This window comes from Paenibacillus sp. HW567 (genome assembly GCF_000374185.1).
In the GTDB taxonomy this organism is placed as follows: Bacteria; Bacillota; Bacilli; order Paenibacillales; family Paenibacillaceae; genus Paenibacillus_AQ.
In genome coordinates this window covers 830,238-851,183 of sequence record NZ_KB910518.1, presented here as the reverse complement: position 1 = coordinate 851,183, position 20,946 = coordinate 830,238, and the positions used below count along the sequence as shown (strand labels likewise).

Genomic DNA, 20,946 nt, shown 5'->3' with positions numbered 1-20,946 from the left:
TGATTTCGATGACAAAGGCAATCCAGGATACACGTGTCGTCGTCGGCATGTCGGGAGGAGTCGATTCCTCTGTCACGGCGCTTCTGCTCAAGCAACAGGGCTATGACGTCATCGGCATCTTCATGAAGAACTGGGACGATACTGATGAGTTCGGCGTATGCACTGCCGAGACTGACGCCGAGGATGTCCGCCGCGTATGCGAGCAAATTGATATTCCTTACTATACCGTTAATTTCGAGAAGGAATACTATGATAAAGTCTTTTCCTATTTCCTCGATGAATATAAGGCTGGACGGACGCCCAACCCGGATGTGATGTGCAACCGTGAGATCAAGTTCGGGGAATTCTTGAATAAGGCACTGCAGCTCGGTGCGGATTATGTCGCCACAGGCCACTACGCCAGGGTGATAGAGGAAGACGGTGTCTATAAGCTTCTGCGTGGAGTGGACAGCAACAAGGACCAGACCTATTTCTTGAATGCGCTGAATCAATATCAGCTCTCCAAAGCCATGTTCCCGATTGGCCATCTGCCGAAGCCTGAAGTGCGCAGAATTGCCGAAGAAGCCGGACTGTACACCGCGAAGAAAAAAGACAGCACCGGCGTCTGCTTCATCGGCGAGCGCAACTTCCGCGAATTCCTCAGCCAGTACCTGCCGGCACAGTCCGGGGATATGGTGGACATCGCCACCGGCGAAGTCAAGGGCCGGCACGAAGGCCTCATGTACTATACACTGGGCCAGCGTCAGGGCCTTGGCATTGGTGGCTCCGGCACCGGTGAACCGTGGTTTGTGGCCGAGAAGGATCTCAGCCGCAATATCCTGTATGTCGTGCAGGGAGACAAGCATCCAAGCCTGTATTCTACCAGTCTAATCGCTTCAGGCGTGAACTGGATTGAAGAAGGCCTACTCGGGGCAGCCCCGCTGAAGTGCACCGCTAAGTTCCGCTACCGCCAGCCCGATCAAGGCGTAACCCTGACGGCACGTGAAGACGGCACTGTGCATGTGGCCTTCGATGTGCCGCAAAAAGCGATCACCCCGGGTCAGGCTGTCGTATTCTATCTTGGCGAACAGTGTCTCGGCGGCGGTACGATTGAAACCGCTGAGAAGGTTGTTCCGCTTCCCCTGTCTTAATATAGCGGAACGGAAGATATTTGAACAAAAGCATCCCCAGCCCTTCATACGGCTGAGGATGCTTTTTGCTGTCCAAAGAAAAGTTATAGATAACCGATGTGTTGTTGAGATCAAGTAGAGAATTCATCAATAATCTCTACCACTTCGATTCTTCCGTTAATCAACAACTCAGGAAGTTCGCTATTTATATTGCCTTTCCAATATTCCTTGGCTTGTTCGATTTTTCGGGAGAAAGGAGTACCCTCTTCCTTTGGTAAAAGACTGCCGTCACCTTCAAAGATAGCCCCAATAACCCGAAGCTTCACTATCTGCAAAACCCTTCGATGGTATGAATCAAAAAGCTCTTTCCATTTCAGAGCGTCTTGATAGCTTTTCGCAGCGTATAAGCAAGACAAGCGTGAAGGATATTCAGGATATTCCTGCAGTCTAACCATTTCAACTATTACTTCTCTAATAGCCCTGATTGTTTGCTCCACATATTTAAAAGCTACATCTGCATTCTCTTTATCCAACTTCAAGCCTTCATTTGTAGAATGCTCGTGCAAGATTTGAATAAAGTCTTCACCTTTGGAATTCAACTGTTCCTTCTCAAAAAAGTAGTGATACAAGGTATTTTTTTTGTTTTTGTCAAAGCTTATTATTTGACCCAGGTCCATCTTCTTCCTAGTTACAATGTGATAAACATACAAATCTCTTCCTTGCATAGCCTGCCCCCTATTAACCATTGTTAACATAGGTAAATTCGGCATTCACCGGCATTATCCTGTCAGTTAGCTTACTGAAGAAGCGTCAGTCTACCAATGGGAAGTTCCTAAATTGATTATTGAGAACAGTGACTACCTGTGGAGCGAATACAACCACCGAATTAATGAATTTGCAGACCATTTATAGATTTATTGTATAGACATTGAAAAAACACCCCTCAAAGTCATCGGATAAACCAAAGGTTTAATCCATTGACTATTCTGAGGGGTGCATTTTTTACCTGCAATGCCGGATCAAAGGCGATTCCTTATTGATCACTTATTTTTGCTGCGCCCCTTAAGGCTCTACTCCCCAGGCCAGTACACCGTTAATGTACAGCGGCACTTTGGTCCAGTCGGTGTAGGAGGTTTTGGACGGATCATAGGAATAGTCTCCAACCTCATTGTAGCTGCTCCAGTCGGTTTTGTTGATGCGCAGTTGAATCTCTCCGGTGTTGGCACCTGGAGCCAGACTGCCTGCCCCAGCCGCGAAGGAGACCTCAACGTAATAGTCCGCCCCTGCTACCGGAGAAGTCAGCTTCACGAAGCTGCCCAGCACATTGCCGCCGCCAAGTGTGGCATAATCCACATTGAATTGCTGTGGCTTGTCCCCATCAATCGTGTAATAGTAGCGGAGTTTTACTTTACTCAAATCTACCGCCGTGGTTCCGTTATTCACAATCCGAAGCTGTGGGCGGAACTGCGAGTCTGTGGCGTTGGTATCCGTTGTACGGTATTGAACCACCAAATTCGCCACTGGCGGCGTAGGTGTAGCCGTCGGTGTTGGCGTAACTGTTGGCGTTGCTGACGGAGTAGCCGTTGGTGTCGGTGTGACTGTTGGCGTTGCTGTTGGTGTTGGTGTAGCCGTTGGTGTTGCTGTCGGTGTTGCTGTTGGTGTTGGTGTTGCTGTCGGCGTAGCTGTTGGTGTAGCACTTGGCGTTGCTGTCGGTGTAGCCGTTGGTACAGGACCGGAGCCCTTGTTGATCAACCGGTCATATTCGGCATAAGCAGTGGCCATATCCACCTGTGACCAGAACCGGTGATAGGTGAATTCAGGAGTTCCATTGTCCCATGTCTTGGTGACCTTATTATAAGAGCTGTTGTACAGACCTTCTAAATAATTCCACTTCGGATCTTTTTTGATATTTGGCAAAATGTCGGTATAACTTGCGTATACCCCGTTTCCGCCTTTGGCCGGGTCGGAAGAGACTACAGAATTACCGGGTAAAGTGTTTCCTTGACCGGCTTTGCCGGTCCAGCCAGTTGGGAAATACACTTCTTTGGTGAAGTAACGGAAATAATCCGCACGTTTCTCTTTTGTGGCAATACCTATGCCATCATTGTAGCCCCATGCCGTATCCAGCAGCGATTTCGCGAGCTGTGTAGCTGTTCCGCCAAGGGCAGTGTAATTGCCATGCTCCGCCTTGTTTCCTGCGGCAAAGAAAGTAAGGGCCTTAATGTAGCTGCCCAGAACGCCGGTATCCTGGCCCGGATTTTTGGTGACAGCCTTCAAGTTGCTGTTGCCGGTGAACGAACTGAAGCCGTTCCAGGTATTCGGCTGGCCCTGCCAATCGACATTGCCCGGAATCCAGAACTCGCCGGGTGCAGATACTGTAGCAACTTGAGGGTTGGTTCCGCCGAGAATCCGTTGTCCTTGACTGTTCAGATAATAGCCATCGGAATCTGTAACCGGACGGCTGCCGGCAAAGGTATAATCGGTGGACCAGTCAATCCAGTTTTCAATAGCCCGTTTTGCCATTTTGAAATTGGTTGAGGTCGTGTCTCCGCTGGAAGCCAGAATGTAATACAGTTCAGCTACCCGTTCCATACTCCATGACTGCATGCCGAACCAGTTGTTAGACGGAGGATCATGATAGACCGGAGCTTCATCATAGGCCATGCCATAGAAGGTGCTTGTGCCGGCAGGATATGCACTGTACGAGCCGTTATAGCTGTTGGTGGCGCCGCCCGCAATGGCTCCTTCTGAGGATTGCAGCCAGTTATAGAATTCAAGCTGGCGTGTCAACGATTTGTCCCAATCCTGTCCTGCCGTTGCCGAAGCCGGAATCAGTCCCCCGGCCGGATTCGAAAGAGCGTACGCAGCGACCACGTTCTGGTAGCCTTGGTGAGTATGGCTGGCGCCAATTCTCCAAGCCCAGTCTCCACCTGAGCCAAGTCCGCCGCCCCATGCGGTATACCAGGCCAGCAAGTATTGATTGGAATCCTTGCCTGTTCCGGCTACCGGCGTGCCGTTGGCTGCACTTCCGACCTTTTGGAAATACTTATCATACATGCCGTACCGCAGATAGTCGCCCATTTTCTTAGCTTTGTTCAAATATACGGTATTGGTGTAGCCCAGCTCCTTCGCCCAATACATAGCCTGTACAGCACGAGCGTCGGCATCTGTAGCATTGGTGTACCGCCACTGTGCGGAAGGCACATTACTTTCTTTGGTGAACAGGCTCATGAAGCCTTCATTTGTTTTACCAAACGATTTGTTGTCCTGCGAAGGATGCGATACCGCCTCCCAGACCGATTCCTGCTCGCCCCGCTGGAACGTGTTCACATAAGAGGCTGTGTGTTTAGGATTCAGCAGGTTGCCAAAACCATACCAGTTGTCCACATCGACCAGCCAATGCATCAAGTAGGTCTGGTTGTTGCCATAGGTGGCCTTCAGCTCGGCATCAATCGGATCTTTACCCGCCGTATATTTGCCGTTCAGCGGACTTGGATACTGATCCGGCTGCGCGAACTCCGAGGCATAGGTTGCCGGACTGTTCGGGTTGTAAAAGCTCATGGTCGGCTGCTCCTGCACACCGTCGCCTTCATTGATCGGAATGATGTACTTCTCCATGTTGTCCCAGGCAGATTCCAGCTTGGTCCAGTCTCCGGTATGATAGCCATACAGCACTTCAAGCCACATCCAGTAGCTGTATGCTTCCGAGGTAGTCATATGCCCGTAATTGGGCGCTTCGCTCATTAGGGTCTCCACTGAATGATATGGAACGCCTTCCGCCGAGAAATAACCGTTCGCCGGATTTTTTAGCTGGGCATACATTTGCAGAAAACGCGTTTCCTCCACCGAAGCAGCCTTGGCTGTTGCAGGTTTGAAATTAAATAAGCTGGTTGAAAGAGAGACTATTAGAATAGCGGACAATACTGCAGATACAGGTTTTTTCATGGATCTCAGTTTCATCTTTTCGCACGCTTCCTCTCTGGAATGATTTATGGTTCCAAGCCCCAAATCAATGTTCCTTCGCGGTACAGTGTGACTTTATTCCAATCAGCGAAGGCCGTCTGAGTGCCGCTGTAGGAATAATCGTTATTCTCGTTATAGGCGGACCAATCCGCCTTGTTGAAGCGTATCTGAATTTCACCGGTATCCGCTCCCGGAGCAAGACTGCCGGCACTTGAGGCAAAAGTAATCTCGACATAAGCATCCGCAAGCGCGGTCCCCGGATTTAGCTTGCCAAAGCTTCCGCTAAGATTTCCGCTGCCGACCGCAGCATAGTCGCAATGAAATTCCTGCGGCTTGTCCCCGTCCACGGTGTAATAATAACGGAGCTTAAGCCCGCTGAGCTGGACCGCCTCTGTTCCTGTGTTCACGATACGGAACTGGCTGCGGATTTGGGAATCACTGGGACTTGGATCATTGGTACGGTACTGTACACGTAACTTGCCTGTCGCTGGCGGGGTATCCTTGGGCCGGGCGCTGACCTGTGCAGACGCTGTGCTCTCGCCCACGCTGTTCGAAGCAGTCACTACGTAATAATAGTCTACTCCGTTGACCAGCCCTGTGTCGCTATAGGCTGTCCCTGTTACGGTCGCAATTGCCGTATAAGGTCCACCATTCAACAATGAACGTTTGACGGTATATTGCGCCGCCCCGCTGACAGCGTTCCAGCTCAAGGCCACATTGGCATTTCCGGCCACAGCCTGCACCCCGGATGGATGTGCCGGAGCCTGCGGTTGACCGGGATTGCCGCCCGATGGCAGTTCTCCATACACTTTAACCCCTGCATCAAACACCGGAATATAAGGATTTTTCACAGGTGAGGATGCCGAAGCAGCAACGCCCTTGAAGGAAAAGTCATTCGAGTTATCCCAGAAGGCCGTATTCAGCGGAGCCGATATCCGGAACTGAATCTCCTTGCGGAAGGCAGACTGACCGCCAGGATAGATCGGTGTGCCGGTGAAGTCGATTTTCGTATAATAAATATGCTTCGCTGCATCATAAGGCTGCAATTGCGAGACAGTGCCGCCTTGGTTGTAGCCTCCTGCCTTGACCGTGATATCCTCCGGCCCATAGCCCGCTGCTGCAGCTTCACTTAGATCCACATAGTAATTAAAAGACATCTGGCTGCTGGAGCGTGCCGGCCAGCCGGAACGGTTATTCAGCAGTGCCCGGATTTCCACAAAGTTGCTGCCGCTGGCATTGACAGAGGTCTCGGCAAACATCTCATCCTCACGGGTTTCAGCGGCAGGGAAGTTGGCCAGCGGCTGCTGTCCCTGTCCGTGCAGGATCATCATTTTAGCCAAAGCGCCTGTAAATGCTGAATTGTAATCGGTTGCAACTTCATTTGAAACATAATCGCTGATGGTGTCGGTATAGCTGTCGGTCTTGGATGGACCCCCGACCAGCGCTCCGTAAAGAATATGCCGGTGGTTCGCAGGCGTAGTCTGGCTGTCGCTCCAGGAGCCATGCGAGGTCCGGTGATGCGGATGCTGCGGCGCATTGCTGCCGTAACCGATAACGTAGCTGCTGTTACGCGGATTATCGCCCAGCATATAGGTGATCTGCCGCTCAGCGAATGTGCGGGCTGTAGCCTGCTTCGCCGGATCAGTTACCCAGTCCGCATAGACAAACGCCAGAAAAGCCTGGTTGGCCGCATACCGCAGCGCTCCCCAATCATCCAGATGCGCAAGTCCGCCAGGAGTATAGGCTACACGGTCAGAAGTGCCGTTCACTCCAGTCGTCCAATACTGCATGTTCCGTTCAGTGGATTGGATGAACTTACTGTCCCCGGTAATGCGCGACAGCAGCAGTTGAGCGCCGTAATGCTTGTCATCCCAGGACTGGGTCCATTGATAACCCCATTGTCCGGCTTGATTGGTAGACCACGAATTGCTTGCGGTTACGGCCTTATTCAGATAAGTCTTGTCGCCGGTCGCCATGTACAGCCAAACTCCGCCCCAGCTTAATTCATCCGCATAACCGCTCCAAGAATTGTAATACTGCTTAGCATCAGTGATATTGTCGGAGTAAACGCCCCGGTACGTATCGGCAAAATTGTACAACTGCTTCGCATGCAGCAGCAGCTTGTCCGCATAAGCGGCGTCCGAGTCCCTGAAGATGATGGATGCCGAAGCAAGCGCCGCGGCGGTTTCCGCTGCCAGATCCGAGCCGGGATGCGCCGCATCAATCTTATACGAAGGGCGCGCCATCGGCATGACCTCCGCTGCTCCCCACCAATTGTGATCCGCAGTACCGTTGCCGACCTGTCCCCACAGCTCATTCGGAGCAGTATGCGCTTTCATAAAATAGTCTGTTGCCCAGCGGATATTGTCCAGAATCTTCGCAAGCTGCCCGGACTGGACATAACCATCCTTGTACTCATAGACCGACCATGCCAGCATCGTAGCTGTGTACGCCATCGGGAAGCCAAATTTGACATGATCTCCCGCATCATACCAGCCTCCGGTCAGATCGTGACCGACATCCGCACCGTCCTGCAGTCCGGAGTTGCCTCTCCATTCCACACGGTTGTTATCCGGCAGAACGCCGGAACGCTGTGTTTCATAGAAGTAGATAGATTTCTGCAGTGCCTCTGCATAATTGTAGCTACTTCCCGCCGCCTTGCTCACAGACGGATGAAATGCAGCGCCTGAAATCATAGTGCAAGTTAATAGTAAACTCAAGGATAGAATAAGACCCTGCTTCCCTTTCCTCTTGTTCATCTTAACCCTGCTCCTTTCCCTTCCTCATATTTCGTTTGGATTAACCTGTCTTGCTCACGCGCCAGTACCTCCCCAGTGCCTAGATTAGACATTTTATGCGGCTGGATTCATCTTCCACCTCCCATATTAATGTTAGGATTTGAATAATCCTAATACAGATATACCATAAACGGGCGTTTATTGCTATATATTTACATAGAAAAAAAGATGAAATCTGGACTTATTTGTAAATTTCTTTGTTTTCGCTAAATGGCTGTCAAAAAAAGAACCGCTCCTCCGCCAGAGGCAACAGCGCCTCAAGCAGCAAATGAGCGGTTCTTCATTGTCCAATCCTTATCCGGCGGCTCGGTTACTGTCCGCGCCGCAAGCCCTGATTATGGCGGATTTTTGCTTCGTTGCCCTGTTCGGTAGCCTCATAGAATACCTTCCGGGCAACCGTCTTCGGCAAATAATCCTGCTTCACATAATGGCCTGGAAAATCATGCGGGTACTGATAGCCCTCGTGCCCGAGCGCTGCTGCACCTTTATAGTGCGTATCCCGCAGATGCAGCGGCACTTCAGCCGATTTCAGCTCCTCGATACAGTCCATCACGTTCGCAATCGCCATAACGACGCCATTCGACTTCGGACTCTCAACCGCGAACAGGATGGCCTGGGTAATGTTCAGCCTGGCCTCCGGCCAGCCGTTGTTGCGGTAGGCCTCCAAGGCGCTGACCGCCTGTACCATCGCCTGCGGATTAGCCAGGCCGATGTCCTCGCTGCTCGCGGCAATCAGGCGGCGGATGAAGGTCATCGGGTCCATACCCAGCTTCTCCACGGCATAGAGAAACCAGAACAGGGCGGCGTCGCTGGAGCCGCGGATGCTTTTGTGAAAAGCCGACAAGACGTCATATTGCGTCGATTCATCGGCTTTGACAATCGGGCGGCGGATCGACTCCTCCGCCACTGCAAGCGTAATGTGCACGCTGCCATCCGCCTCCGGTGCTGTCGTCATTGCCGCCAGCTCCAGGGCGTTCAGCGCCCGCCGGATGTCGCCATTGGCCATGCCTGCAATATGCTGCAGCGCCTCTTCATCCGCCTGCAGTTGCATGAAGCCAAGCCCCCGCTTCTCATCAGCCAGTGCTCTCTTCATCGCTATCATGCTGTGCGCACTGCTCAGCGATTCTAGCTGGAACAGCGTAGAACGGCTCATAAGTGCCCCGTTCACATAATGGAACGGATTCTCGGTCGTGGCCCCGATAAAAATAATCGTCCCCTTCTCCACAGCCGGCAGCAGCGCATCCTGGCGGGAGCTGTTGAAGCGGTGCACCTCGTCCAGAAACAGTATCGTCTTCGTGCCATACAGCGATTTATTGTTCTGGGCGCGCTCAATCACCTCGCGCACATCCTTAACCGAAGCCTCCACCGCATTCAGCCGGACAAATTCACCTTGGGTATGATGGGAAATGATGTGAGCCAGGGTGGTTTTGCCGCAGCCGGGGGGGCCATAGAGCAGAATGGATGAGACCTGATCCGCTTCAATCGCGCGGCGCAGCAGCTTGCCCGGACCCACAATATGCTCCTGCCCAATATATTCATCGAGATTCTCCGGCCGCATCCGGTCTGCCAGCAGCCGTCCGCCTGCGGGTTCCTCGCTGAGTGAGAATAAATCCATGACTCCACTTCCTTGCTGTAATCTTGTAGGATAGGATGATTGATGAAGTACAACATATCAAGCCTTATATTATAAGAGAAACATTCCTGTTCTCTATCATACCACACTGCGTCTGCAATCAAGAAGAAACGCCCCGCCGTTCTCCTCTGCAATTTCAATAAAAAGAGCATGACCTCGCCCTTGTGGCGGGTGCCATGCTCTTTGTTCAAAGTTAAGGCTAGCGGGTCAGCGCCAGCCGCATTTTTGAAATGATCTTGCGGATGCTTTCCTCGGATAAGTGATATCTCTCCTGCAGCTCGTTCACCGAGCAGCCGCTGCGGTGACTGCAGAAAATCTCCTCATTGCGGTTGGCAATTTCTTGCCGGGAGCCGCTGTTCTCGCCCCATTTTACCCGTTGTTCCGTTTTCTTGGGGATATAAAGCAATTCACCCTGGATGTATCCCTGAAGCTCTTCGAGAAGGCCCGGGGGGAGCACATCCTTTCCATTGACATAGCTCACGCTGTGTTTCCTCCTTCAACAGGTGTGTTCCGTCTAATCCGCCCATTGCATAGTTAAATACCTTCACGTCACCTGCCTCCTTTCTTCTCCTCAAATTTGGTAAAACCGTAAGTTCATTATATAAAACCCTGTGGTTAGCGTCTACATTCAATGTCATTCCGCATCTGTCTATAAATGATAAGGAGGCCTTTCGGCCTCCTCGCAAATTGATTTCCGCACTAAGCGGAAACCACCTCGTATACTGAAATCATTTCAATCAGCCTCCTTCCAGAAGTAATCTTGCCCGGCCGGACACTTATTATTAAGCCATAGCTGCGGGCAGGTTACAAGTTCAAGAATAGATATAATTATTCTTGACCAGCAGGAAGGATACTATTCAGCTTAGATAGATCCGGCCAGCCGGAAGCAGTTCCATCCCCGTCCTGCACATAGGACGGGAGGGCGCTGCCGTACAGCAGCCACAGCTCATGCAGTGCGCGGGTACAGCCTACATACATCAGCTTCGCATCCCAGGCCGCAGCTCCGTAATGGTCCGAATCGGCATCAGCCAGGATGACTGCATCGAACTCCAGGCCCTTGGACAGATATACCGGCAGGACGGACAGCCCGCCCCTGTATTCCGTCATGCTGCCGTCGATCAGGTGTATATCCTCAAACTGGCCGGCAAGCTCGCCGTACAGCTCAGCAGCTTCCCGCATGCTGCGGGTCAAGACGGCTACCGTACGGTATTCCCGGCCGGAGAGTGCCTTCAGGGCCGTTCTTACAGCATGAACTCGGCCTTCCCCGCCCCGTGCGCCTGCTTCTGGCAAGCCTTCGCTATAAGAAATCAGCCGCACGGGATTTCCGCTGCGGAAGACCGGCACGGCAAGCAGGCTGCTGCCGACACCGGCGGCAAGAATGCCGTTGGCAAATTCGATAATCTCCATCGTTGAACGATAGCTGCGGGTCAACGCGTGATAAGCCGTATTTTCGGGAGCAAACAACCTTTGCATCTCTTCCCAGGCATGAACGCCCTTATAAGCATGAATCCCCTGCGACAGATCGCCCAGAATGGTGAAGGAGTGTCCTTTGACATACAAATCCAGCACCGCAATCTGAAATGGCGAGAAGTCCTGGGCTTCATCAATCACGATATGGTCGAAGCGGCTTCCCCCCTCATTGCCGTTCAGCAGATAATGGATATAGAGCAGCGGCGGCAGATCCTCTTCATGCAGGATGCCTTTTTTGAGGTCCTTAACGGTCATCTTCAGCACTCCCTGCGGAATAAGCTCCGGGGCCTCAGCGGGCCAATCCTCGGGAACCTTCACCGCACGGAAAAGCTGCTTGTAAATGTTCAGTGGCTCATACTTCGGCCATTTGGCGCTGTAGGCTTTTTCGCGTGCTGCGCTTTTCTTCTTGCGGTCCTTCAGCGCTGCTGCCGTGGGGCTCTTCTTGAGCTCCATCTCAATCCAGCGGTGAATCCGCGCCATAACCCGTTCCTTGCGCTTCGCTGGAGGATACGGAGCATATTCCTCGTTATGCCAGCGCAGAATCATGGACCGGCGCAGCACCGCACCCTCCCAAGGGCTGAAATCCCCTTCCGGGACCGCCCCGTTCTCCAGCAGCCGGATAGCGGACTCGATGATCCCCATAAGGGCAGTCGATCCCTTGAACCGGCCCGGTGTCTCTTCTGTAATCTCCGGCATGCCGCCTTCTCTTTCGAACCAGAGGTTCATGGATTCAGCAGCATTCTGCTCTGGCAGCTCAACTCCCAGCACATCCGCCGCCCAGTCAGGGAAGGTGCTCTGCGCAATGTTGCCGACCCCAAGCTCGGGGAGCACATCCGAAATATAATCCAGGAACATCCGGTTCGGCGCGAAAATAATCATTTTCTCCGCAGAGACCTGATCCTTGTATTGGTAGAGCAGGAATGCCAGCCGGTGCAGCGCTACCGTAGTTTTCCCGCTGCCCGCCACGCCCTGGATAATCAGCGCGGTGTTCTTCGCCGCCCGGATAATCTTGTCCTGCTCCTCTTGAATCGTCGAGACGATGTCACGCAGCCGGTTATCCTTGTTCTCGCCCAGCCGGTAGACGAGGAATTCATCCGATACGGCCGGTCCGTCGCTGTCCCGGTTATACGTATCTGCTACCCTCTCCAGAATCTGCTTGCGGATCACCACGTTGCGCTTAAGGTACACCAGCCCTTCGATCAGCCCCTCAGGGGCTTCATAGGAAGCCGGCTCCGTACCGCCGGTAAACGAATAGAACAGGCTCGCTACCGGAGCGCGCCAGTCAATCACCAGCGGACGGTCGCTTACCTGTTCCCGGTCTACACCGATTTTTCCGATGTAGAGCGCTTTGCGGTCATCCTCATCTGTGCCCTGAAAATCAAGCCGTCCAAAATACGGCTCCTGCCGCAGCTTGGCAAGATCCTTGCGCCGCTGCTCCCTTGAGGCCTCCAGCGCCTGCTCCGTATAATCGTGCCCTGTGTACACCGGAATGCCGCGCAGTCTCTCAAGCACCGTGTCAATCTCTGTAAGCGTGCTGTTCAGCCTGTCTTCTTCCTCTTGATAGGCACTTTGAAAGTTGTCCTCCAATTTCAGTTACCTCCTAAAAGTTTTGTATGCCACTAATTTGCCTCGTGTAAGACTGGCTTCACTCACACAAAAAGGGTATTCATTGTATCACAATAGATCAATAAATACCACATCTTTCAAGCTACATATTTCGACATAAAGCTTCACCCCATAAAAGCATGCAGCGCAAAGTTAGCTACGAACAGGCCGGCAATTCCGTACAGCGCAGGCGGAACATCCTTGCCTTTGCCCATAGCCAGCTTAACAATCGGATAGGTGATGAAGCCAAAGGCCATACCGTCCACAATACTGTAGGTGAACGGAATCATCACCATGATCAGAAAGGCGGGGAACAGCTCGGTCATGTCGCTCAGATCCATCTCGCGCACATTCTGCACCATCAGGCCGCCGATCACAATCAGAATCGGCGCGATGGCGCTGTCCGGCACATAGGCCAGCAGCGGAATGAACAGGAACGTGGCCCCGAACAGGAGGCCGGTGACCAGAGAAGTTAGCCCGGAGCGCCCCCCTGCGGCGATCCCTGCCGTAGACTCCGCAGCCGCAACCACAGGACTGCTGCCGAACAGACCGGCGGCGATATTGGCAATGGAGAGCGCCCGCAGGCTGCTTTTGAAGCGTTCGGGACGGCCTGCCATCAGCGTCTGGGAGGAGATCAGGCCGATATTTTCAAACACGACAATCAGCAGCAGCAGGAATACGGCAATCCAGAAGACCAGGCTGACGATTCTGCTCCAGTCCATCCCGGCGAACACATCACCGTAGCCTGTGAACACATGCCCGGAACCCGTATTCTCCGGCACCTTGGCTGCTCCCAGCACATAGGCGAGTCCTGTCCCCGCCAGCATGCTGATCAGCAGCCCGCCGCGCGTCCCCCGGATGAATAGCACAAGCGCCAGAATCAGGGTCACACAGGAGGTAATGACCGCCGGATCACTGAAATGCCCAATCGCCACAAAGGTCGTCCGGTGAGCGATCACAATCCCGCTTTTTTGCAGACCGATAAACGTCAAAAACAGCCCGATTCCGACAGTAATCGCATGCTGCATATTATGGGGAATCGCCTCGCTTAAGATCCGGTACAGGGAAGTAAACGCGACAATGGCGAACAGCACTCCCGTCACAACTACCACCGCAAGCGCCTCGCGCCAATCCAGCTTCATGGAATGCACAAGCGTATAGGTAAAAAATGCGTTAATGCCCATGCCCGGCACGACGATAATCGGCGTTTTGCCGCCAAAAGCCATGAGCAGGCAGCCGGTGACCGCCGTCAGCAGCGTAGCCACCATCCCCGCCCGCAGCGGCATCCCCGCATCATGCAGAATCGCTGCGTTAACCATTACAATATATACTGAAGCAAAATAGGACAGGATGCCTGCCGCCCACTCCTGTTTCCAGTTGTCACCCGGCTCCAGGCCTACGCTATTTCGCCAAAACTTCGATTTCATGTTACAACCCCCACTAATTTTGAGTTCCGCCGGCGGCATACTCCGATAAAATTCCCGTCTTTCCGCAGCCGCAATAAAAGGGCGTAGCAGCCGGATAAAGCTGCACGCCCTTGTGCCCTTGTGTTCTTAACCGATGTTATTTATTTATCGGAAGGATTCTTCCGGCCAAGCAAGAGTTTCTCTACAGTCTGAACAATACGCGAAGCGCGTGTTTCTTCCCGCTTGGCTCCTGTAATCCAGGTGATATATTCTTTACGGTGTGAAGGGGCGAGAGCGGCAAAAAAGCTCTCCGCCCCCTCATTCTTCTTCAGCGCCTCCAGCAGATCCTCTGGAACAGGGAGCACCGCTGCCGCAGGCTTCTTAACAGCCGAAGGGGCCGACGCGCCGCTGCGGCGCGCCGTGGCTCCAAGCGGACGGAACCGCATCGCCGACCATGTCTCGTCAACCGATACCAGTTATACTCCTTCAAAGCCCGCAGCCTTCACGCTATCCCAGCCCTTATCCCGGCTGAGATCGGTCTTGAGTCCGGAGCTTCCCTTCGGATAACACAACCACAGCAGGCCATCCGGCCGGATAGCGCCAAGGGCAACAGGCCCATATTGCTCCAGCTCTTTCACAGTGGCTGCGAACAACTGCACGTAATCATACGTCCCCTTGAGGCCGGTATCATACACTGTAGCCACAGCTTCAAGACCCAACTCCTGTAAAAATCCTTCCGGCGGCTGCAGCACGAGCATACTCCCGCCCTGCGGCACGCGCAGCTTCTTGATCAGCACTTCATTCATACAGTGATTCCGCCAGCCGCAAGCAGGTCACGCACGGTGACGCTGACCATAATGAGGCCGACTACCGGCGGTACGAAAGAGTTGCTGGACGGCGGCTGCTTCGCTTTGCGCCGATCCGGCGCATTGGCAGGAACGATCTGTTCCGTAACATCCTCGCGCGGCCTCACCGGCTGTTCGGTTGAGAAGACAACCTTTATGCCCTTCTTGATGCCTTCCTTGCGCAGCTTCTGGCGGATCACGCGGGCAATCGGGTCCATGCTGGTCTTGGAAATGTCGGCCACCTGGAAGCGGGTCGGGTCCATTTTGTTCGCTGCGCCCATGCTTGAAATCATTGGGATTCCCCGGGACAGACATTCTTTCATCAGATGAATTTTGTAGATAATTGTATCCGAAGCATCAATTACGAAATCCGGCTTGTATTTGAAAAGCTCCTCATAGGTTTCTTCGGTATAGAACATATTCAGCGCAATCGCTTCGCATTCCGGGTTGATCAGCTTGATGCGTTCGACCATCAGATCCGTTTTGTTCTGGCCGATGGTTGTTGTAAGCGCATGAAGCTGGCGGTTGATGTTGGTAATGTCCACTGAATCCTTGTCGATGAGGATAATGCGGCCAATCCCGGTGCGGGCAAGGGCTTCAACTGCCATCGCGCCCACCCCGCCGATCCCGAGCACGGCTACTGTGCTGTTCTTCATAATCTCCAGACCTTCCGGTCCAATCGCCAGCTCTGTTCGCGAGAACTGATGCAGCATGATATACAGCCTCCTAAAAGTTTTGTTAGCATTAACTTCCTGAATGAACTTCGTACAAAACTTACTTCGGAAGCATATGCTTTAGTTTTGTTAGCATTAACTTCCTGAATGAACTTCGTACAAAACTTGCTCCGGAAGCATACGCTTTAGTTTTGTGAGCATTAACTTCCTGAATGAACTTCGTACAAAACTTGCTTCGGAAGCATATGCTTTAGTTTTGTGAGCCAAATATGATTTATTGCTTTACCTTTTCCGGTTTTGGAGCCAGCTTGATGTGCAGTTGTTCCAACTGCACCGCATCCACCGGCGCCGGAGCATCCATCAGCAGGTCGGTTGCACTTGCCGTTTTCGGGAAGGCAATGGTTTCCCGCAGGTTCGTGCGGCCGGCAAGCAGCATTACCAGGCGGTCGAAGCCAAAGGCAATCCCGCCATGCGGTGGAGTGCCGTATTCGAAGGCATCCAGCAGATAGCCGAATTTCTCGTAAGCTACCTCAGTTGTGAAGCCAAGCGCATCGAACATTTTCTCCTGCACATCGCGTTTGTAGATACGCTGGGAACCGCCGCCGACCTCATAGCCGTTAAGCACGATATCGTAGGCTTGCGCACGGATGGCTCCAGGATTGGTCTCGAACAGGTGCAGGTCCTCGTCCATTGGGCGGGTGAACGGGTGATGTTCCGCCACATAACGCTTCTGGTCTTCATCATAGCTGAGCAGCGGGAATTCGGTTACCCAGGCGAATTTGAACACACTGTCGTCGATCAGCCCAAGCTGGCGGCCAATCTTCAGGCGCAGCGCCCCAAGCACATCAGCCACTACCTTTTTAGTATCAGCGGAGAAGAGCAAGAGGTCGCCTTCTTCGGCGCCTGTGCGTTCCTTCACGGCTGCAATCTCTTCTTCGGTGAAGAATTTAACGATTGGCCCCTTGAACTCGCCGTCCTTCACTTGAATCCAAGCCAGACCCTTCGCGCCGTAACGCGCAGCATAAGGTCCCAAATCGTCAATCTCCTTGCGGGTCCAGGTGCCGCAGCCTTTGGCGTTGAGGCATTTGACCTCTCCGCCTTTTTCAATGACAGAGGCGAAGACCTTCACACCGCTGGAGGCTACGATATCATTCATTTCTACAAGCTCCAGACCAAAACGCAGGTCCGGCTTATCCGAGCCGTATTTGCCCATGGCTTCGGCGTAAGTCAGGCGCTGGAACGGAACAGCGACATCGACGCCAATCGTTTCCTTCAGCAGACGCTGCATGAGGGTCTCCATCATGGTCAGCAGGTCGTCCTGAGGCATGAACGAGGTCTCGATATCGAACTGGGTGAATTCCGGCTGACGGTCAGCGCGCAGGTCCTCATCGCGGAAGCAGCGGGCCATCTGGTAGTAGCGCTCGATGCCGCCGACCATCAGGAGCTGCTTGTAAATTTGCGGCGACTGCGGAAGCCCGAAGAATTCACCTTCATGCACGCGGCTTGGCACCAGATAATCACGTGCGCCTTCCGGCGAGCTTTTGGTCAGAATCGGAGTTTCAATATCAATGAAGCCTTCGCTGTCCAGGAAGTCGCGGAAAATCTTCGCCGCTTTGGAACGGAGCAGCATCGTCTTGTACATTTCCGGACGGCGCAGATCCAGGTAACGGTATTTCATGCGCAGGGACTCGTCCACTTCCACGCCATCTTCGATGAAGAACGGCGGCGTTTTAGCGGCATTCAGCACTTCGATATTTGTAATCTGCACTTCGATTTCACCGGTTGGCAGATTGGGGTTGATCGTTTCATCATCTCTTTTTACAACGTTACCCGTAACAGCAAGCACATATTCACTGCGCACCTTGTCGGCAATCTGCAGCGCTTCGCCGGAATAGTCCGGATTGAACACGATTTGCACAATTCCGCTGCGGTCACGCAGGTCAATAAACAGTACGCCCCCAAGGTCGCGGCGGGTCTGCACCCAGCCGTTAAGAGTTACAGTCTCGCCGATATGCCCGGTCGTCAGTTGTCCACAGTGATGGCTTCTAGTCATTATTCATCTACCCCTTCATGGTTAAAATACTTGTGTTACCGCTAACCCTGCCTGCTACTACATCAGTTACTAATTTCAATCCAGCGCGGATGCCAGCTCTTCGAGCTTGACCGTCCGTTGTTCGCCTGTGGCCATAGATTTCAGGGCAATGACGCCGCTGTTCAGCTCGTCTTCACCAAGAATCGCGGTATACCGCGCATTCAGCCGGTCTGCCGATTTCATCTGCGCCTTCATTTTGCGTCCAAGGTAATCACGTTCCACAGAGTACCCCAGGCTGCGCAGAGCGAATAGCTGCTTCGTAATTTCCAGATCTGCCGCTTCGCCAAGAGCGACAAAATACACATCAAGCGGCTTCGCCGTCTCCAGCTCCACACCCTGATTCTCCAGAATCAGCAGCAGCCGCTCCAGCCCGATCCCGAACCCGATGCCCGGCTGATCCGGCCCGCCGATTTCTTCCACCAGACCGTTGTAACGGCCGCCGCCGCCAACTGTATCAATAGAGCCAATGCCTGCCGCTTTATATTCAAACGCTGTGTGCGTGTAATAATCAAGACCGCGTACCAGACGGGGGTTAATGCTGTATTCCACACCCATTACGTCCAGATGCGCTTTGACCTTTTCAAAATGTGCGGTACATTCCTCATCCAGACTGTCGAGAATGGACGGCGCACCGCCAAATTTATCCTGATCCACCTTGCAGTCGAGCACGCGCAGCGGATTGCGCTCCATCCGGCGCTGGCAGTCGCTGCAGAGGGTATCTCTCATCGGCCGCAGGAAATTCAGCAGCTTCTCGCGGTAAGCCGCACGGCTTGGCGCATTGCCGACAGAATTCAGCTCCACCTTAACATCCTTCAAACCCAAATCCTTGTAGAACTGATACCCCATCGAGACCACTTCGGCATCAATTGCCGGGTCTACCGCTCCAAAAGCTTCAATCCCGAACTGATTGAACTGGCGGTATCTTCCTGCCTGCGGGCGTTCATAGCGGAACATCGGCCCGATATAATACAGCTTGCTGACATCCGGTTCGCCATACAGCTTGTTCTGCACGTAGGCGCGCACGACACCGGCTGTCCCTTCCGGACGCAGCGCCAGATCGCGGTTTCCCTTATCCTTGAAGGTATACATTTCACCTTCCACAATGTCCGTTGTTTCTCCTACACCGCGTTCAAACAGCCCGGTATGCTCGAACAAGGGGGTGCGAATCTCCCGGTAGTTGAAGCGGCGGCACAGCTCTCTAGCCTTGCTCTCAACGTATTGCCATTTCTCCACTGCACCCGGAAGCACATCCTGTGTGCCTACAGGCTTCTCGAATCTTTCTTTAGCCACAGCCTATCCCTCCTGAAAATAACAAAAAATCCCTCGCTCCTGTTCATTACAAACAGGGACGAGGGATTATCATAACCAATAATTCACCCGTGGTACCACCCACATTCCGGATTCAAGCAACCTGCCCTAAATCCGCTCTAAGCGGTTAACGCCCGCCTACGCACATCGGCTACTAACCTGCGGCAATTCTGAAATTGCCTGCTTTCGCCGTGCGTTCTCGGGGAAGTCATTCGTCCATTCATCAACAGAATCCTTGCAGCCAGGGCGGAAACGGCAACTTCGTCCTCCTATGGACAAGGCCGATTCAGCGGGGATTCCTCTCTGGGGTTGTGGGTTATGGAGTACTTGGTCCCGTCATCAAAACAATATAACATACCGTATATTGTTAGATTCTACTGAACCACTGCGCTAAAGTCAAGAATTGAAATGAAATTGGTGGAGCGAAACTTGTAAATAATTACGTTCAAAAAAAATGACCTGCAGCCAATTGCTGCAGGTCCATCAACATATATTATAAAAAAGGGGGTCATGCTTCTATTATATTCAGGCAATATTAAGGAATCATGAAAGTAATATTACGGTTGTATTACAGAAAAGAAAGCGTTTTATTTCTTGGGACATTCCCCAGTCCCAGATCCACAGATTACTTTACACTACAACATTATTCTCTGTCCAGAGAATTCATTCAACATTTTTCAGCTTACGGGTAGAAAGTAAGCTTCCGGCGACCCGAGCAGGTCAGCAGAAGCTTATACATTCCTTCTAATCTTCAAAAATCTCCACGATAGCCCGCTTACCGCGCAGAATTTCAACAACCTCATTCTGCTTCTCTTCCGGCACTTTAAGCGCCATTACATAATGCAGATCGTCCGGCCCCCGGTCAGCCGCATCCCTTACACTGCTATTGCCGAGGTCATCATCCACGTTGAACCCCGGCACAATCACCGCGCCCGGAAGCAGACCTGCTGTTCCCGCAACCCCAAACGATTGTCCGGCCATCGCTGAGGTGTTGTAAGGGACCAGCGGCAGCAACATATTGCGCCTGCGATGATCACCGTTATCCAAAGGATCAGTCAATGCGGATACTTCAATGTCCGTCACACCAAATGGAATCAGCGCCGTCTTCGCGCCTTCCGCTTCATCTTCGTTCTCGAAATACGCCTGAATTTTCTGAGTCATGTCCGTTCCCTCCTGTTGGTCAATAATAAAGCCGCCGCCCGCACGGTCAGCTTCGCGGCAACAGGCTGCGGCTTTTTCCCTTCAATACATGAAGCTCACGCCGGTCTTCGGCCCCTTTGGCCGCCGCCGAGGCTTCGTGACAGCAGCCAACACTGTACGCCGGAATGCTCATCCATGCCCAAGCTTTTTGTGAATGTCTCATGACTGGCCCCCACATGACGCGAATGATGAATCACCCCTAGTTTATCCAGTACAAGTTGGCTCTATCCGCAGAGAGGCCCGGATGCAGCATATACAGCACAAAAAAAGGGTATCGTACGCCGATTCCTCCCGGAACCCCTACGAAACCCTTTTACAATTCAACGTATTTGCTCAGCCCCGGCTATCCAGCAATAACGTCACCGGACCCCAGTTGGTCAGCGATACATCCATCATAGCGCCAAACCTGCCGGTTGCCACCTGAAGCCCTCCGGCTCTCAGCTCCTGATTGAAGTATTCGTACAGCCGCTCTGCCTCGGCAGGCGCAGCAGCAGCCATGAAATTCGGCCGCCGGCCCTTGCGGCAGTCTCCATACAGTGTGAACTGTGATACTGACAATACGGCACCGCCTGTATCTGTAACGCTGAAATTCATTTTACCGGCTTCATCCTCGAAAATGCGCAGTCCGGCGACCTTGTCCGCCAAATACTTGGCATCCTTCTCTATATCCTCATGGGTAACGCCAACCAGCAGCATCAAGCCTTCTCCGATCGCTCCGGTCACTTCACCCTCTACGCTCACCCTGGCTTCCTTGCAGCGCTGCACCACTACTCTCATTTTGCTTATTCAGCTCCTTGCCCTATCCTGAAATAACGATGTCCGAACGAAGGACATTGTTATGGA

Annotated in this window: 16 protein-coding genes; 1 reads left to right on the top strand and 15 read right to left on the bottom strand. The window is 52.8% G+C overall.

Annotated features, from left to right (window positions below; all coding sequences use genetic code 11):
• The first annotated feature begins 8 nt into the window (after positions 1-8).
• A complete protein-coding gene (gene mnmA, locus B212_RS0104005) occupies positions 9-1,130 on the top strand; it encodes a tRNA 2-thiouridine(34) synthase MnmA (protein ID WP_019909101.1) in 1,122 nt (373 codons plus the stop codon).
• Between the two features lie 110 nt (positions 1,131-1,240).
• Here mnmA and B212_RS0104000 read toward each other — a convergent pair whose 3' ends face one another.
• The 15 genes from B212_RS0104000 to dtd form a co-directional block, all read right to left on the bottom strand.
• Entirely contained in the window at positions 1,241-1,834 is a 594-nt protein-coding gene (locus tag B212_RS0104000; RefSeq protein WP_019909100.1) for a DUF2441 domain-containing protein, read from the bottom strand.
• A 337-nt stretch (positions 1,835-2,171) separates the two neighbouring features.
• Entirely contained in the window at positions 2,172-5,069 is a 2,898-nt protein-coding gene (locus B212_RS0103995; RefSeq protein ID WP_019909099.1) for a glycoside hydrolase family 48 protein, read from the bottom strand.
• Positions 5,070-5,098: 29 nt separating this feature from the next.
• Complete coding sequence (locus B212_RS0103990) at positions 5,099-7,831, bottom strand: glycoside hydrolase family 9 protein (RefSeq protein ID WP_019909098.1); 2,733 nt, start codon at positions 7,829-7,831, stop codon at positions 5,099-5,101.
• A gap of 349 nt (positions 7,832-8,180) precedes the next feature.
• Entirely contained in the window at positions 8,181-9,485 is a 1,305-nt protein-coding gene (locus B212_RS0103985; RefSeq protein ID WP_019909097.1) for a replication-associated recombination protein A, read from the bottom strand.
• Between the two features lie 217 nt (positions 9,486-9,702).
• A complete protein-coding gene (locus B212_RS0103980; RefSeq protein WP_019909096.1) occupies positions 9,703-9,984 on the bottom strand; it encodes a CD3324 family protein in 282 nt (93 codons plus the stop codon).
• Between the two features lie 347 nt (positions 9,985-10,331).
• Positions 10,332-12,560, bottom strand: coding sequence for a HelD family protein (locus B212_RS0103975; RefSeq protein ID WP_019909095.1), 2,229 nt, complete (start codon positions 12,558-12,560; stop codon positions 10,332-10,334).
• Between the two features lie 143 nt (positions 12,561-12,703).
• Complete coding sequence (locus B212_RS0103970; protein ID WP_019909093.1) at positions 12,704-14,005, bottom strand: NCS2 family permease; 1,302 nt, start codon at positions 14,003-14,005, stop codon at positions 12,704-12,706.
• A 140-nt stretch (positions 14,006-14,145) separates the two neighbouring features.
• Entirely contained in the window at positions 14,146-14,430 is a 285-nt protein-coding gene (locus tag B212_RS30725; RefSeq protein ID WP_019909092.1) for a YdeI/OmpD-associated family protein, read from the bottom strand.
• A gap of 30 nt (positions 14,431-14,460) precedes the next feature.
• The gene (locus B212_RS0103960; protein WP_019909091.1) at positions 14,461-14,790 is read right to left on the bottom strand and encodes a hypothetical protein; all 330 of its coding nucleotides are present in this window, start codon (positions 14,788-14,790) and stop codon (positions 14,461-14,463) included.
• Positions 14,787-15,542, bottom strand: a complete 756-nt coding sequence (locus B212_RS0103955; protein ID WP_019909090.1) for a tRNA threonylcarbamoyladenosine dehydratase — start codon at positions 15,540-15,542, stop codon at positions 14,787-14,789. The genes B212_RS0103960 and B212_RS0103955 overlap by 4 nt, the downstream gene beginning before the upstream one ends.
• 235 nt (positions 15,543-15,777) lie before the next feature.
• A complete protein-coding gene (gene aspS / locus B212_RS0103950) occupies positions 15,778-17,556 on the bottom strand; it encodes an aspartate--tRNA ligase (RefSeq protein ID WP_019909089.1) in 1,779 nt (592 codons plus the stop codon).
• A gap of 75 nt (positions 17,557-17,631) precedes the next feature.
• The gene (hisS, locus tag B212_RS0103945; RefSeq protein WP_019909088.1) at positions 17,632-18,885 is read right to left on the bottom strand and encodes a histidine--tRNA ligase; all 1,254 of its coding nucleotides are present in this window, start codon (positions 18,883-18,885) and stop codon (positions 17,632-17,634) included.
• A gap of 762 nt (positions 18,886-19,647) precedes the next feature.
• Positions 19,648-20,064 carry a hypothetical protein gene (locus B212_RS0103940; protein ID WP_019909087.1) on the bottom strand — a complete coding sequence of 139 codons (417 nt, stop codon included), beginning with the start codon at positions 20,062-20,064 and terminating at the stop codon, positions 19,648-19,650.
• A 46-nt stretch (positions 20,065-20,110) separates the two neighbouring features.
• Entirely contained in the window at positions 20,111-20,266 is a 156-nt protein-coding gene (locus tag B212_RS34290) for a hypothetical protein (RefSeq protein WP_019909086.1), read from the bottom strand.
• A 170-nt stretch (positions 20,267-20,436) separates the two neighbouring features.
• A complete protein-coding gene (gene dtd / locus B212_RS0103930; protein WP_019909085.1) occupies positions 20,437-20,880 on the bottom strand; it encodes a D-aminoacyl-tRNA deacylase in 444 nt (147 codons plus the stop codon).
• Between the last annotated feature and the right edge of the window lie 66 nt (positions 20,881-20,946).

What these genes read in the sequence shown, in the direction of transcription:
- B212_RS0103995 (WP_019909099.1), bottom strand. Translation starts at nt 5,069, where the DNA reads ATGAAACTGAGATCCATGAAAAAACCTGTATCTGCAGTATTGTCCGCT.
- B212_RS0103960 (WP_019909091.1), bottom strand. Translation starts at nt 14,790, where the DNA reads ATGAATGAAGTGCTGATCAAGAAGCTGCGCGTGCCGCAGGGCGGGAGT.
- B212_RS0104000 (WP_019909100.1), bottom strand. Translation starts at nt 1,834, where the DNA reads ATGCAAGGAAGAGATTTGTATGTTTATCACATTGTAACTAGGAAGAAG.
- mnmA (WP_019909101.1), top strand. Translation starts at nt 9, where the DNA reads ATGACAAAGGCAATCCAGGATACACGTGTCGTCGTCGGCATGTCGGGA.
- B212_RS0103985 (WP_019909097.1), bottom strand. Translation starts at nt 9,485, where the DNA reads ATGGATTTATTCTCACTCAGCGAGGAACCCGCAGGCGGACGGCTGCTG.
- B212_RS0103990 (WP_019909098.1), bottom strand. Translation starts at nt 7,831, where the DNA reads ATGAACAAGAGGAAAGGGAAGCAGGGTCTTATTCTATCCTTGAGTTTA.
- aspS (WP_019909089.1), bottom strand. Translation starts at nt 17,556, where the DNA reads ATGACTAGAAGCCATCACTGTGGACAACTGACGACCGGGCATATCGGC.
- B212_RS0103955 (WP_019909090.1), bottom strand. Translation starts at nt 15,542, where the DNA reads ATGCTGCATCAGTTCTCGCGAACAGAGCTGGCGATTGGACCGGAAGGT.
- B212_RS30725 (WP_019909092.1), bottom strand. Translation starts at nt 14,430, where the DNA reads ATGCGGTTCCGTCCGCTTGGAGCCACGGCGCGCCGCAGCGGCGCGTCG.
- B212_RS0103970 (WP_019909093.1), bottom strand. Translation starts at nt 14,005, where the DNA reads ATGAAATCGAAGTTTTGGCGAAATAGCGTAGGCCTGGAGCCGGGTGAC.
- B212_RS34290 (WP_019909086.1), bottom strand. Translation starts at nt 20,266, where the DNA reads ATGAGACATTCACAAAAAGCTTGGGCATGGATGAGCATTCCGGCGTAC.
- dtd (WP_019909085.1), bottom strand. Translation starts at nt 20,880, where the DNA reads ATGAGAGTAGTGGTGCAGCGCTGCAAGGAAGCCAGGGTGAGCGTAGAG.
- B212_RS0103940 (WP_019909087.1), bottom strand. Translation starts at nt 20,064, where the DNA reads ATGACTCAGAAAATTCAGGCGTATTTCGAGAACGAAGATGAAGCGGAA.